We start from the raw sequence: 13,870 nt of genomic DNA, 5'->3' as shown, positions 1-13,870 counted from the left end.
GCAGCAGCATCTGTCCGATCAAGCAGACTTGCGATTGACAAGGACGATGCCGAGCGCCACCAGCACCAGCGCCGCCAGCAGGCTGGGGGTGGCCGCTTCGTTGAGCCACAGCGCACCGAACAGCAGCGCAAACAGCGGCGTCAAAAATGCAAAGACAGAAATCTTGGTCGCGGGGTAGCGGCCCAGCATCCACATCCACGCCAGGTAGCTGGCAAACGCGCCGACCACGGTCTGGAGCACCAGCGACGTGAGGGTAAACGGGCTGAAGGACCCCACCCACTTCTCGCCAAGCGCCAGCGACAGCAGCGGCAGGGCCACGCTGCTGACGCCCACCTGGTAGAACAGCAGTTTTTCCGCCGATACCCTGGCCAGCGAGGACGCGCGTATGACCACCGTGGTCAGGCCCCACAACATGCCGGCCACCAGCGCCATCACGTCGCCCAGCCAGGTCGATGCGCCGCCGGCGCTGAAACCCTCGCGCAGCGCAAAAGCCACGGCTGCAAACGCACAGGCCAGGCCCAGCCATTGCACGGGCCGCAGCGTTTCCGACTTCACCCAGATCGGCAACAAGGCTGCCACCCAGAACGGCGAGGTGTACAGAAACACCGTGAGCCGTGACGCACTGGTGTACTGCAAGCCGACATAAAGGCAGGCAAACTCCGCAGCAAACAGGCTGCCCGCCAGCAACCCCGCGCGCAGCGAGCCGTCAGCACGGAACAATTTGACGCCGCGCCAAACGCACCACAGAAGCAGCAGTACTGTGGCGCCGGCAAAACGGATGGCCGCCTGGAAGGCCGGCGCCACTTCGGCCAGCGTCGCCTTGACCAGCACCTGCTGGAAGCCCCAGAACAGGCAGCAGGCCAGCAGCAGGGAAATGGACAGGGTGTCGAGATGGGTTTTGCGTGAAGTCATGAATGGGCGTGCTGCCAGTCCGTTGGCGTGTTTCAGCGTTACAAAGGGTGCTCGGTGTAAAACCGCCCGCCGTGAAACAGCAGCGGCGCCGCACCTGCGCGGTGGCTGCAGCGTTCGACCTCACCGACAAAAATCACATGATCGCCTTCTTCGTAGCGGCTGCGGTTGAAACATTCGAAGACGGCGGCGGCGCCGGTCAACAGCGGTGCACCGCCGGCACCTTCGATCCAGGCAACGCCGGCCCAGCGGTCTTCGCGTCTCGCGGCAAAACGCTCGGCCAGCTCTTTCTGGTCGGCCGCCAGGATGTTGATCGCATAGTGCGAACCGGTGCTCAGCGCGGGCAAGGAGCCGGCCGCCCGCGCCAGACTCCAGAGTACCAGCGGCGGCTCCAGCGACACCGAGTTGAAGGAGTTGGCGGTCAGGCCGATCAACTCGCCGCTGGCGGCGCGTGCCGTCACAATCGTGACCCCGGTGGCAAACATGGCCAGCGACGCACGAAACTCGCGCGTTGAAAAACTCGGACGGCCAGCTTGGCGGGGGGAGACGGAGGGCGACATGGCTGTAATTTACCCGAGGAAGCGCTGAATAAGTCCTTGCGGATGTGCGGCGACCGCCCAAGTCTGGATGATTGCACGCCGCAGGGCGCTTGTTCAGCGCTTCCTTGAGCCCACGCTCCGGGGCGTGACAGCGCTTGCCGCTGGCCGTGCGACGGTCGCTAAAATCCGGCCATGCGTACTTCTTGTTGTCTCGCGTTGCTGCTGACCGCCGCCCTCGCCTTGTCGGCGCATGCGGCAGCGCCGTGCGACGAATTTGTGCGCAAGCTGCCCAACGTCAAGCGCAGCTTGTGTGAGGCGGCCAAGCTGGAAGCCACGGCTGCCCGCTCCGTCAAGGGCCAGCCGATCTGGATGCGCGACATCCAGCCCGACGATGCACGCCTGCGCGTGCTGGTGCTGGGCGCCATCCATGGCGATGAGTTGTCCTCGGCATCGGTGGCCCTGCACTGGATCCAGCTGGCCGAACAGATGACGGCGCCCTGGTCGCAGGCGATTCACTGGCGTTTTGTGCCGGCGCTCAACCCCGACGGCCTGCTGGCCACGCCGCCGCGCCGTGTCAATGCCAACGGCGTGGACCTGAACCGCAATTTTCCGACGCCTAACTGGGAGCGCGATGCCAGGGTTTACTGGGAAAAACGTACCCGCAAAGACCCGCGTCGCTGGCCTGGACCCAAGCCGCTGTCAGAGCCGGAGTCGGCGTTTTTGCACAGCGAGATGCAGCGCTTCAGACCCAACCTGATTGTCAGCATCCATGCGCCCTATGGGGTGCTGGATTTCGACGGTCCGTCAGTGCCACCGTCCAAGCTGGGCCGCCTTTATCTGGACCAGGTCGGTATTTTCCCCGGCTCATTGGGCAACTACGGCGGCGTGCACAAGGGCGTGCCGGTGGTCACCATCGAGCTGCCCAACTCCACACGCACGCCGCTGGACGCGGAGATGCGCCAGATGTGGCTGGACTTGCAGCGCTGGATGAGTGAACGCATGACCTCCTCCGAGTTGCAGCGCTCGCCGCGTTTGCCCTGAGTTTTACAAGAAAATCAGGCTCTGGCCCATGCCGGACAAGGGCAAGCAGCTATAAAAATAATAGCAAAAGTGGCCGTGGATCAGGCAAAAAACCTGCTCAGCGGCGCTTGAGCTTGTCGTACGCCGCATCCATGGCCGGGCTTTTGCCCGTGTCCTGCAAGCCGCGCCGCAGGTCGGCGTGGGCTTGCCGCATGTGCGGGTCCGGCGCTGCGCTGGTCATGTCGGTAGATTGGTCGCGCTCATGCGGCAGCGCCAGGCTGGCTTCGTCGGAGGCGTCTGCCGGCGATTCCGCCCGGCCTGGCCGGGCGCGCCCCGGTGCCGGGCTTTTGGGGGGCATGCCGTCGCCGGTTCCGGGTGCGACCGAGGGGGTGTTCGGCGCCGCCGTGGCGGGAGTGCGTTGGGCCATGGTGTGCTTTCTTGCAGGCAACAAAATTGTTGCAGACCCTGACTGTGTCCGCCCCGCAACGAGCAGTCTGTCAGCACAGGGGTGCGGCGGCTGTAGGAGGCTGGCAAGGTCTGCGGAAGACGGAATGCCTTGCTTGTAACAACGGGATGTATGCCCTGTCCAAGCGCGAGCCAAGGTACTACGATGGGGTTGGCCCCAATATCGCGTGTTCGCCTTGCCCGGCGGACCTCCTGCGGCGGTTGCCGCGGAAAACCAGAGCAGAAAGACACAAGGCAATGGCATGTTGAGTTCCTGGGGACGTCGCTCTCGCCTTGCCCTGGCTCGAGCTTTTAATCGCTTGGCCGATTCCTTGCAGATGCAGCAGTCGATGCGCACGGCCGACACGCTGGCTCGCGTTGGCCGCGAGCATCGGCTGCTTGACTCGATCATCAACAGCATGACCGAAGGCGTGATCGCCGCTGATACGGATGGCCGAATTCTGCTGTTCAGCGCAGCGGCGAAAAAAATGTTTCCGCACCACGAGTCCGGCACAACGCTGACCGCATGGCGCGATCAACATGCGTTGTTGACGCTCGACGGCAAAACGCTTTACGCTCCAGCGGAGCTTCCGCTGAGCCGCGCCCTGCGCGGTGAGAGCGTGGACAACTGGGAGGTGCTGATGCGCACGCCCGAAGCCGGCGACCAGGTGTTGCAAGTCAGCCTGCGGCCATTGCACGGTGATGCGCACCAGTTAATCGGCGGACTGGTGGTGTTCACAGACATCACCGAGCGCAAGCGCACTGAGGACTTTTCCCATGCCCAGGAGCGGGTACTGGAGTTGATGGCGTCGGGGGTTCCGCTGGCGCAGTCGCTCGAAGCCATTGTGCGGCTGATAGAGAACCGGGCGCCCGGCAGCCTGTGCGCCATCTCGCTGCTGGAGGGCAGGCAATTGCGTCATGGCGCAGCGCCCAGCCTGCCGGACAGTCTCAACCGGCAGGTTGACGGGCTGGTGATCGGCGAAGGGGCAGGGGCTTGCGGCACGGCCGCGTTCCGCAGGAGGCCTGTCGTGGTGGAAGATGTCGCCACCGATCGGCTGATGCAGGATTACCTGGCGGTGTTGCGCGAATCTGGCGTGCAGGCGTGCTGGTCCACGCCCGTGTTGTCGACGCAGGGGGCGGTACTGGCCACTTTTGCGATCTACCACCGTGCGCCGCACCGGCCCCAGCCGGAGGAGTTCGAATTCATTGAAACCGCCGTACATCTGGCCCGTATCGCCATCGAACGCAGGCGCGCGCAAGAAGCGTTGCGCGACAGCGAGGCGCGTTTTCGGGAGCTTGCTGAAAACCTGGAGGACGTGTTTTACAACCGGGATTTCGTGAGCGGACGTTTTCTGTACATCAACCGCGCGTATGAAGTGCTTTGGCGCAGCAGCCGGGACAGCCTGTATGCCCAGCCGCAGTCCTACTGCGATGCCATCCATCCGGAGGACCGGTTGCTTGAGGCCAGTGCCAAGCAGGGGCAGGCGCGTGGCGAAATCACCAAACTCGAATACCGCATTGTTCGCCCCGACGGAGGAACCCGCTGGATCCGCGACCACTCCTACCCGGTCATGAATGCGGAGGGCGCGGTTGAGCGCATCGTCGGAACTGCGCGCGACATCACGGACCGCAAGCTGGCGGACCGGGAGCTGGCGCGCACCAACCGTGCGCTGCAAATGCTCAGTCGCTGCAACGCGGCCTTGACACGCATGGACGACGAGGTTGAGTTGTTGATGCAGGTTTGCCGCCTGGCGGTCGATGTGGGCGGCTACCGGATGGCCTGGGTCGGTTATGCGCAGGACGACGAGGCGCGCAGCATCTTGCCGATGGCCCGTGCCGGCCACGATGCGGGTTACCTGTCCAGCATTGTGCTGACCTGGGATGGCGGGCAGCCGACCGGCCGCGGGCCGGCCGGTCAAACCATACGCAGCGGCGAGGTCAAGGTCAGCGAGGACATCACGCAGAGCGACAACCAGTTCTACTGGAGCGAGAGGGCCCTGCAGCAGGGTTACCGCAGCGCTGTGTTTTTGCCCCTGCGCGACACCAATCGCACTTTTGGCTTGCTCGGCCTTTACTCCCCAACTGTGGAAAAACTGGCTCCCGAGGAAGTCAAGCTGCTGCAGGAGCTGGCGGACAACCTGGCCTTTGGCATAGGCAACCTGCGTTCGCGGCTGGAGCGCAAGCAGGCCCAGGACGAAATCCTGCGGCTTAACGCGGAACTGGAAGAACGCGTGCGCCAGCGCACGGCGCAGCTGGAGGCTGCCAACCAGGAGCTCGAAGCCTTCTCGTACTCGGTGTCCCACGACCTGCGCACGCCGCTGTCGGCCATCGACGGCTTCAGCGGACTGCTGGCCAAGGACATCAGTGCGGCAGGCTTGACCTCTGCACGCGGCCAGCACTATCTGTCGCGTATCCGCGCTGGCATCGGGCAAATGGGCGAACTGATCAACGCCCTGCTGTCGCTGGCCCAGGTGTCAAAAACCAGCTTGCGTTGGGACAGCGTCAACCTCAGCGCCCTGGCCCAGGAGGTGTTGAACGGATACCAGGAGCGGGAGCCCGGCCGCTCGGCGCAGTTGCAGATCGCGCCTGATGTGCAGGTTCAGGGCGATGCGCGCCTGCTCCGGCAACTGCTCGACAACCTGCTGGGCAACGCCTGGAAATTCAGCGCCGGGCAGCCGCAAACCCGGATCAGCTTCGGGCGCGAGCAAGGCAGCGAAGGCCAGGATGTGTATGTGGTGCGCGACAACGGCGCCGGCTTCGACATGGCCTATTCGGAAAAACTGTTTGGTGCTTTCCAGCGCCTGCACACAGTGGCCGAGTTTGAAGGCACCGGCATCGGCCTGGCCACCGTGCACCGCATCGTGACGCGCCATGGGGGCAAGGTCTGGGCCGAGTCGGCACCGGGCCAGGGCGCCACGTTTTATTTCACACTGGCAGGCCGCGCGATTAGGCAAGCGCCGAACAACCACCCCCCTGCGGCGCGGGCAGGCGCAGACATGTGCAGATAGCGTGCCCGCTAACATGAATCCAGCAACCCGTGTTGCACAAGCCAATTCAACTCGCCGCACACTGCAAGCTGTTTCAGACAACTTCCACAACCACGGACTTTCCCTATGCCCACCCTGTTCGACACCAACCAAGCGGGCGACCTTGAGCTCGCCAATCGCATCGTCATGGCGCCGCTCACGCGCAACCGTTCGCCCAACGCCATCCCGCCGGACATCGCGCAAACCTATTACGCGCAGCGTGCCAGCGCCGGCCTGCTGATCACCGAGGCCACCGCCATCAGCCATCAGGGCCAGGGTTATTCGGATGTGCCCGGCCTGTATGGCACGGAGCAACTCGACAGCTGGAAAAAAGTCACCCAGGCCGTGCACGACAAGGGCGGCAAAATCGTGGTGCAGCTATGGCATGTGGGCCGCGTCTCGCACACCGAGCTGCAGCCGGACGGCGGCAAGCCGGTAGCGCCCTCGGCCATCACCGCCAAGACCAAAACCGTGCTGATCAAGGACGGCGTGCCGGCCTTTGTCGACACCTCGGAGCCGCGTGCGCTGAAAGCCGAGGAACTGCCAGGCATCGTGCATGCTTACCAGGCGGCTGCCCGTAACGCGGTCGAGACCGCTGGTTTTGACGGCGTCGAAATACACGGCGCCAACGGCTATTTGCTGGACCAGTTTCTCAAGGACGGCAGCAACCAGCGCAGCGACGACTACGGCGGCAGCATCGAGAACCGCGCCCGCCTGCTGCTGGAAGTGACGCGCGCCGTCACCGGCGCCGTCGGCGGCGGCCGCACCGGCATCCGCCTGTCACCGGTGACGCCCGCCAACGATGCGCACGATTCGGACCCGCAGCCGCTTTTTGACCACGTGGTGCGCCAGTTGGCTACGCTCAACCTGGCCTATGTCCACATCATCGAAGGCGCCACCGGCGGCCCGCGCGAGATCGCCGACCGGCCGTTTGACTACGCCGCGCTCAAGCTGGCCTATCGCAGGGCGGGCGGCAAGGGCGCATGGATGGTCAACAACAGTTATGACAAGGCGCTGGCCGAAAAAGCTGTGGCAGAAGGTGACGACCTGGTCGCTTTTGGCCGGCCCTACATCGCCAACCCCGACCTGGTTGAAAGGCTCAAAGCCGGCGCGCCGCTCAATACGCCGGACAAAACGACTTTTTACGGCGGCGGCACCAAGGGCTATACCGACTATCCCGTGCTGGCCAAATAGCAACTGCGACGTTTGCAAGTCAAGGCAGGCTTTCGAACACTTTGTAACGTCCCGGCCCTAGAATCAGCCGTATGAGAAACCACAGTGCGGCCTTGTCACTCAGCATGCTGTTACTGGCCGCCGGCTTGACGGGCCAGGCGCAGGCCGGCCGGCCGCTAACCGTCGACGATGCCGGGGTGGACGATGCCGGCACCGGGCACATCGATGCCTGGTATGCGCGTCAACCCGGTGGGATACGCGGCTGGACCGTGGGGCCCACTTACTCGCCTGCCGCCGGGGTCGGGCTCAGCGCCAGCCTGTCGCGCGATAGTCGCCAGCACACCCGCAGCACGGCGCTGCAAGGCAAGTTTCTGTTAAGTCCTTCTCGCGACGGGAGCTGTAATCTGGGCGCAAGTGTGGGTGTCTCGCAAACCACCGGCACGGCGGGCACCACCTCTGTCCTCAATGGTCTGCTTAGCTGCAACCACGAGGGCGGCGCTGCCCACCTCAATACCGGCGCGGTCCGCAACCCTGGCGGACCCAGTCTGCGGACCTGGGGTCTGGCGCTCGAGCGTGAATTGGGCCGCTTCACCGCTCACGCCGAGTGGTTTGGGCAAAAGCAGAGTGCGCCCGTGGTCCAGCTCGGGCTGCGCACTGAGGTGGCGCCGGGCTGGCAACTGGACGGTAGCATAGGCCGCACGCGCCTGGGCGACGGGCGCGAGCGGCTTTACAGCCTGGGCTTTGTGCGCCAATTCTGAATCGTCCCGGTTCTACGATTTTCATAGCTGTTCAGGCCCGTCATCAAAGGGCCAGGAACCCTTTTTGGTCAAAAAAGAACAGGTCGAGGCCGGAGCCAGGCGCCGTGCTCCGGGAGCGGCGATCTTCCGAACTCACCGTCCTGGTCAGCACCTCACCGGTCCTCGGCGCTCATCTTTTGATAGCTGTCCGGGTTCACTGGACATGGGCTCGAAGCACTTTTTCCCCTTAACCGGAAGCACACGGCTGCGGCCGAAGATATCCGCACATGGACAAAAAACTTTACGAAATCCTCACGCTCGCGTCACGGCGTCCTTACACGGGCCACGCAAACTCGCTTTCAACCTGACGCCGTGTCGGCAGCAGGCTTGTCTTACAACCGAAAGGACGCGCTCATGACCTCCGTTTTCAAACCCCTGAAATCCGTCAACTCCCTGGTTCTGGCCGGCATCATGGCTGCTACCAGTCTGGCCGCTGTGGCACAAACTGTGGCGCCCGCCGCGCCTGCAGCCGCAAGCGCGCGAGCCCAACCTGGTCCGCAAGCCGGCCACCACGGGCAGCATCGCCACGATCCGGCCAAGATGCAGGCGCGAATGGTCATGCACCAGGCTGAACTCAAGGCCAAACTGGCCATCACCCCCGCGCAGGAAGGCGCCTGGTCAGCCTACACGACGGCTCTGCAGCCACAGGCACGCAATGCTGCCCAGCGCCCTGACCACGCGGCGATGCGCGCCGAGTTCGAAAAGCTGACCACGCCCCAGCGCATCGACAAAATGAACGCGCTGCGCTCCCAGCGCATGACCGAGATGAACGCGGTCATGACCAAGCGCGGCGATGCGACGAAGAGCTTCTACGCTGCCTTGAACGCCGACCAGCAAAAGGTCTTTGATACGCAGCGCATGGGTCGCGGCGGCAAGGGCCACGGTGGCCACCACGGTCACCACAACGGCTGAGTGTGAAGCACCGGCGCCACCCAGTTGCGCCGGACAGGGCCTGTGCATGTCGTGACAGACCTGCCCAGGCCTTTTTTATGTCAATCCTGTTATCCGGCCAGCAACGTCTGCAACAAGCCACTGCTTATCAGTTTGTCCAGATCGCCGGCACGACCGACCAGCATGCTGCGCACAGACAAAAAAACGCCCGGTTCTTGCGAAACGGGCGTTTTTCCAAGCCGGGGAGGGCCTGGCCGTCAAGTTGACGGCTTACTGAGGCGCAGTGCGTGCGGTGGAGCTGGGGCCGGAATCCGAGCCCTTGCCGGAGGTGGTTGTAGCGTTACGTTTGGCTTGGCGAGCGGCTTTGCGTTCTGCCCGGGCGGCCTTACGCTCGGCAGAAGTCGTGGAGCTTGTTTTTGAACCGCCTGGGGCCATGGAGCCAGAAACCGTCGAGTCGCCTTGGGCGCTCGCACCGGCTTTGCTGCCGCCGGGCACCTGGGCTTTTACTTCAGCACGGGTGTTGGCCGACATGCCGCCGCTACCAGCAGGCATGGCTGCACCGGAGGGAGTGCCACCACCTTGAGCAGGAGCCCCGACTTTGGCGCCTGAGTTGGTGTTTATTTCGCTTTTGACTTCAGCGCGCGTGGCGGGCATGGTGCCAGCATCAGCGGCCCGCGGCACCGTTGTGGAGCCGCCTTGAGCTGGCGTCGGGTTGGTGGTGGTTTGTGCATTCGCAAAACCAGCGGTGGCCATCATGGCGACCAGCAGAATCGATTGTGTTGTCTTGTTCATCATGTTTCCTTGGATTGTTAAGGGGGACCTTGTGAGAGGTGTCGCTCTCTGAGCGCCCCCACACTTCTAATTTATGTCGCTGAACGCGTCAGAACTATCGGTTGAGCGGCTGGCCCGACGTAGGACGGAAGCCGCAAACGGGGCAGGCCGCAATCTCTCACAGCCTGCCCTTTCGCACTTGCGCTTTTACTGAGGTGGCGGGGTGATCTGGCCGCTCGTATTGCCCGAGCCTTGCACATTGACGCGGCCGGCAGCGCCTGCGTTGCTGGCGGGCAGATTGTTCTGGATTCCGCGGTCGGCTCTGGCTGCCACGCCGCTGACTGCATTTTTGGCACGATAAGCGCCGCTTCTGGTGGCGCCAGCTGCGTTGTTCACAGCACCTTCGAATTTGTTGCCGGTACGCTGGACCGCATTGCCAGTGCGCTTGACCGCCCGCTTCGCGGTGCTGTCGCTGTTGACTGTCGCGTTGGTATTGGCATTGGTGTTAGAGCTCACAGAACCACCCATGTTTGCATTGGAGCGAACGTCGCTGCCGATATTGGCGTTGACGCCTGTCCGCACGCCGACTCCTGTATTACTGGTTGCGCCAGTTCCCGATGTGGCAGTTCCTGCGCCGGCATTCACGCCAACAGCCATTTGGGCATGAGCCGCAAAAACCAGCGTGGCGCTTAAGGCCATCGCGGCGGGAAGGGATCGCATTGAAAACTTGTTCATGGTTAACTCCTGAAACTCGCTTGAACTAAAACCGATTTGCAAAGCACCGCAGGGGAACATTCGCAAAAGCCATATCCAAGTGGATTTGGTTGTTATGAATTTAGCGTTGAATCGCAAGCAGGCTTATCGGCTGGCCACCCCCAATCGCGTAGGACGCCACCCTTTACAAACGCTTCATACAGTGCGGGCGGGCCCCGCTGCAGCGGCGAAAAATAGCTTGCTGTCCTACAGTTGTTTTGTGATCGCCCAAGCAACAATAGGGGCTTCCCTTTCCTGCAGTTTTACCGCTGCCGCCTCATGCTTCCTCCCCATTCCCTTATTCAGGTCAGCCCGACGTCGCCGGTTGTCGCACCCCCCATGAACGATGCCGATGCACTGGCGGAGACTCAGGAGGTGATCGCGGCGGCGGCCTTGAGTTTTTCCCTGAAGGTGCTGACGGTCAACATCCACAAGGGCTTTACCTTCTTTAACCGCAAGTTCATCCTGCATGAGCTGCGTGAAGCGGTGCGCACTGTGGGTGCGGACGTGGTGTTTCTGCAAGAAGTAACGGGCACCCACGCGCGCCATGAGAGCCGGGTCGCCAACTACCCGGCCACGCCACACTATGAGTTTTTGGCCGACAGCATCTGGCCGCAGTTTGCCTATGGCCGCAATGCGGTCTATACCAACGGGCACCACGGTAATGCCGTGTTGTCCAAGTTCCCGATTGTCAGTTTTGAAAACCGTGACGTGTCCATCAGCGGGCCCGAGCGCCGTGGCCTGCTCCATTGCGTGTTGCAAATCCCCGGCCGTGAGACCAACGTACATGCGATTTGTGTGCACCTGGGACTGGCCGAGTCGCATCGCCTGAAGCAGCTCCACATGCTGTGCGATATGGTGCGCAATGACATCCCAGCGAGCGCCCCGGTGATTGCTGCGGGCGATTTCAACGACTGGCGCCACCGCGCGCACGACGTGCTGGCCGAGGGTGCCGGCATGCACGAGGTGTTTGTGCAGGCCAACGGCAAGGCGGCGCGTACTTTCCCGGCACGCTTTCCAGTGTTGCGGCTGGACCGTATCTATGTGCGCAACGCCATCGGCCATGCACCGGTGGTGCTGCCGCCCAAGCCTTGGTCGCATCTGTCGGACCATGCGCCGCTGGCGGCCGAAATCGAAATTTGATTTTTCAAGTCAGAGGAGAGTTGGTGATGCGCGGAAGGTGGGTGCCAGGCAACAAGCTCACTCTGCTTGAAAACGGAGAGGACTTTTTCCCGCGGGTTTTCGAATGTATTGCTGCCGCCGAGCGGGAGGTGTTGCTCGAGACTTTCATCCTGTTTGAAGACAAGGTCGGCAAGGCCCTGCAGGAGGCGCTGCTCATCGCTGCCCGGCGCGGCGTGCAGGTGGACATCACCATCGACGGCTACGGCTCGCCCGACCTGTCGCCAGGGTATATCTCCGCGCTGACCTCGGCCGGCGTGCGTGTCCATGTGTTCGACCCCAGTCCGCGCCTGTGGGGCTACCGTACCAATTTGTTTCGCCGCATGCACCGCAAGATCGTGGTGGTAGACGGCAAACGCGCTTTCGTCGGCGGCATCAACTATTCGGCCGATCACTTGTCCGACTTTGGGCCCGAAGCCAAGCAGGACTACGCTGTGGAAATTGAGGGCCCGCTGGTCGCCGAGATCGAGCAGTTCGTGTGTACCCAGCTTCTGCTCGGCCAGCAGCAGCCCGACGGCCCGCTCAAGCGACTGCTCAAACGCAAACCGGCGATGCCCGCCCCTGCGGCGCTGCCGGCCGCAGGTCACGCCCAGGCCATGCTGATCACGCGCGACAACCGTGAGCACCAAAATGACATCGAACGTCATTACCGCATCGCGATTCGCGGCGCACGCCATCGCATCATCATCGCCAACGCCTATTTTTTCCCCGGCTACCGCCTGCTGCGCCAGTTGCGCAAGGCCGCCCGGCGCGGCGTGGACGTGCGGCTGATCCTGCAGGGCGAGCCCGACATGCCCATCGTCAAGATCGCAGCGAGCATGCTCTATCACCATCTGCTGGGCGCCGGTGTGAAGATTTACGAATACAGCGAGCGCCCGCTGCATGGCAAGGTGGCGCTGACCGACAACGAATGGTCCACCGTCGGCTCAAGCAACCTCGACCCCTTGAGCCTGTCGCTCAACCTTGAGGCCAATGTCATCATCAAGGACCGCGACTTCAACCAGCATCTGGCGGAGAACCTGGAAAAGCTGATGCAGGCGAGTTGCCGGCAAATCCAGGTGGGCGACCTGCCCGAGTCACCCATGTGGGTCAGGCTGCGCAGCTTCTTTGTGTTTCATTTGCTGCGCCGTTACCCGGCCTGGTTCGGCTGGCTGCCGGCGCATCTGCCGCGCCTGACGCCCGCCGAGAAGCTGCTGGGCGAGCCGGGGGTAGATCACATCAACGAAGGCCAGACTTCATGACGGCTGCATCGGCTGTCCGGGGCGCAGCGCCCAAGTCCGGCATCACCGGCAAGCCCTGGTGGCCCTGGCTCAAACGCATCGCGACACTGGTGTTTTTCAGTCTGGTGGCCTGGCTGCTGGTGGAACAAGGCCGCGCCATCGAGTGGCAGGAGGTGTTTACCGCACTGCGTGCTTATCCGCCAGCACTGCTGATGGGCGCGGTGGCATTGGGCGCCCTGAGCCTGGGCCTGTACAGTTGCTTTGACCTGCTGGGCCGCCACTACACCGGCCACACGCTGCCCACGCCGACCGTGATGTTGGTGACCTTCATCAGTTATGTCTTCAACCTGAACCTCGGCTCGCTGGTCGGCGGTGTCGCCTTTCGCTACCGGCTGTATTCCCGGCTGAAGCTGGACACCGCGACCATCACACGGGTGTTGACGCTGAGCATGCTGACCAACTGGATCGGTTACCTGTTCCTGGGCGGTCTGGTCTTCGGCTTTTACACGCCGGAACTGCCACCGGATTGGAAAATCGGCAGTGGCGGCTTGCAGATCCTGGGCTTTGTGCTGCTGGCCGGTTCCATGGCCTACCTGCTGCTGTGCGCGCTGTCACGCCAGCGCAGTTTCACCCTGCGCGGTCACCGTCTGGACCTTCCTTCCGGCAGGCTGGCCTTGCTGCAGGTGGCGCTGGGCGCGGCCAACTGGCTGATCATGAGCGGCCTGATGTTTTTGCTGCTGCAGCAAAAAGTGGCCTTCCCCACCGTGGCTGGCGTGTTGCTGGTGGCGGCGGTGGCCGGCGTGGTGGCGCATGTGCCGGCCGGCCTGGGTGTGCTGGAGGCGGTGTTTGTGGCGCTGCTGTCGCACCAGATTCCGACCCACCAGCTGCTGGCCGCCCTGGTCGCCTACCGCGTCATTTATTACCTGGTGCCGCTGGTGATTGCCACCGTGGCCTACCTGGTGACGGAAGCCCGGGCCAAGTCGCTGGCCGGCGGTGCAGCACAGACCTCGGCAGGCTGATCTGCGGGCAGGGTCGCCGCTTTATGGGTGTTTTTGGCCGCTAGCCCCTGTCCAGCAAGTATTCACAGCTATTAATTAGATAGCAAACATGTCGATATGCGATCAGGGTTAATCTGTACGCAAATACAG

General features: G+C 63.1%; 13 protein-coding genes. 8 read left to right on the top strand and 5 right to left on the bottom strand.

The annotated features are described in order from the left end of the window. Positions 1 to 18: 18 nt before the first annotated feature. Both IEX16_RS03585 and IEX16_RS03580 read right to left on the bottom strand, forming a co-directional pair. Positions 19 to 912 carry a DMT family transporter gene (locus tag IEX16_RS03585; protein WP_188706681.1) on the bottom strand — a complete coding sequence of 298 codons (894 nt, stop codon included), beginning with the start codon at positions 910 to 912 and terminating at the stop codon, positions 19 to 21. 38 nt (positions 913 to 950) lie between these two features. After that, positions 951 to 1,469, bottom strand: coding sequence for a flavin reductase family protein (locus IEX16_RS03580; RefSeq protein WP_188706680.1), 519 nt, complete (start codon positions 1,467 to 1,469; stop codon positions 951 to 953). A gap of 171 nt (positions 1,470 to 1,640) precedes the next feature. On the opposite strand from IEX16_RS03580, the gene IEX16_RS03575 reads away from it, so the two are divergent. Next, positions 1,641 to 2,489, top strand: coding sequence for a M14 family murein peptide amidase A (locus tag IEX16_RS03575; RefSeq protein ID WP_188706678.1), 849 nt, complete (start codon positions 1,641 to 1,643; stop codon positions 2,487 to 2,489). A gap of 97 nt (positions 2,490 to 2,586) precedes the next feature. On the opposite strand, the gene IEX16_RS03570 is transcribed toward IEX16_RS03575, so the two are convergent. Then, complete coding sequence (locus IEX16_RS03570) at positions 2,587 to 2,895, bottom strand: hypothetical protein (protein ID WP_188706676.1); 309 nt, start codon at positions 2,893 to 2,895, stop codon at positions 2,587 to 2,589. A gap of 337 nt (positions 2,896 to 3,232) precedes the next feature. Between IEX16_RS03570 and IEX16_RS03565 the strand changes: the two genes are divergently transcribed. The 4 genes from IEX16_RS03565 to IEX16_RS03550 all read left to right on the top strand — a co-directional run bounded on the left by IEX16_RS03565 (position 3,233) and on the right by IEX16_RS03550 (position 8,820). Next, on the top strand, positions 3,233 to 5,920 hold the full coding sequence (locus tag IEX16_RS03565) for a GAF domain-containing protein (RefSeq protein WP_229676151.1): 2,688 nt from the start codon (positions 3,233 to 3,235) through the stop codon (positions 5,918 to 5,920). 105 nt (positions 5,921 to 6,025) lie between these two features. Continuing rightward, a complete protein-coding gene (locus IEX16_RS03560; RefSeq protein WP_188706672.1) occupies positions 6,026 to 7,132 on the top strand; it encodes an alkene reductase in 1,107 nt (368 codons plus the stop codon). Between the two features lie 71 nt (positions 7,133 to 7,203). Next, the gene (locus IEX16_RS03555; RefSeq protein WP_188706671.1) at positions 7,204 to 7,869 is read left to right on the top strand and encodes a PA4824 family protein; all 666 of its coding nucleotides are present in this window, start codon (positions 7,204 to 7,206) and stop codon (positions 7,867 to 7,869) included. A gap of 393 nt (positions 7,870 to 8,262) precedes the next feature. Beyond that, positions 8,263 to 8,820, top strand: coding sequence for a Spy/CpxP family protein refolding chaperone (locus tag IEX16_RS03550; protein ID WP_188706669.1), 558 nt, complete (start codon positions 8,263 to 8,265; stop codon positions 8,818 to 8,820). A gap of 249 nt (positions 8,821 to 9,069) precedes the next feature. Here the strand turns inward: IEX16_RS03550 and IEX16_RS03545 are convergent, their stop codons facing one another. Both IEX16_RS03545 and IEX16_RS03540 read right to left on the bottom strand, forming a co-directional pair. Next, positions 9,070 to 9,591, bottom strand: a complete 522-nt coding sequence (locus IEX16_RS03545) for a hypothetical protein (RefSeq protein WP_188706667.1) — start codon at positions 9,589 to 9,591, stop codon at positions 9,070 to 9,072. Positions 9,592 to 9,777: 186 nt separating this feature from the next. Beyond that, positions 9,778 to 10,305 carry a hypothetical protein gene (locus tag IEX16_RS03540; RefSeq protein ID WP_188706665.1) on the bottom strand — a complete coding sequence of 176 codons (528 nt, stop codon included), beginning with the start codon at positions 10,303 to 10,305 and terminating at the stop codon, positions 9,778 to 9,780. Between the two features lie 357 nt (positions 10,306 to 10,662). Here IEX16_RS03540 and IEX16_RS03535 point away from each other — a divergent pair, with 357 nt between their 5' ends. From IEX16_RS03535 to IEX16_RS03525, 3 genes are read left to right on the top strand one after another with little or no spacing between them, the layout of a single operon-like run. Continuing rightward, a complete protein-coding gene (locus tag IEX16_RS03535) occupies positions 10,663 to 11,466 on the top strand; it encodes an endonuclease/exonuclease/phosphatase family protein (protein ID WP_188706663.1) in 804 nt (267 codons plus the stop codon). A 26-nt stretch (positions 11,467 to 11,492) separates the two neighbouring features. Further along, positions 11,493 to 12,743, top strand: a complete 1,251-nt coding sequence (gene clsB, locus IEX16_RS03530; protein ID WP_188706661.1) for a cardiolipin synthase ClsB — start codon at positions 11,493 to 11,495, stop codon at positions 12,741 to 12,743. Beyond that, on the top strand, positions 12,740 to 13,741 hold the full coding sequence (locus IEX16_RS03525; RefSeq protein WP_188706660.1) for a lysylphosphatidylglycerol synthase domain-containing protein: 1,002 nt from the start codon (positions 12,740 to 12,742) through the stop codon (positions 13,739 to 13,741). The genes clsB and IEX16_RS03525 overlap by 4 nt, the downstream gene beginning before the upstream one ends. Positions 13,742 to 13,870: the final 129 nt, after the last annotated feature.

It is taken from the genome of Polaromonas eurypsychrophila (assembly GCF_014641715.1).
Lineage (GTDB): Bacteria > Pseudomonadota > Gammaproteobacteria > Burkholderiales > Burkholderiaceae_C > Polaromonas > Polaromonas eurypsychrophila.
Note: the sequence above shows the minus strand (reverse complement) of the source record. Positions and strands in the feature narration are given on the sequence as shown.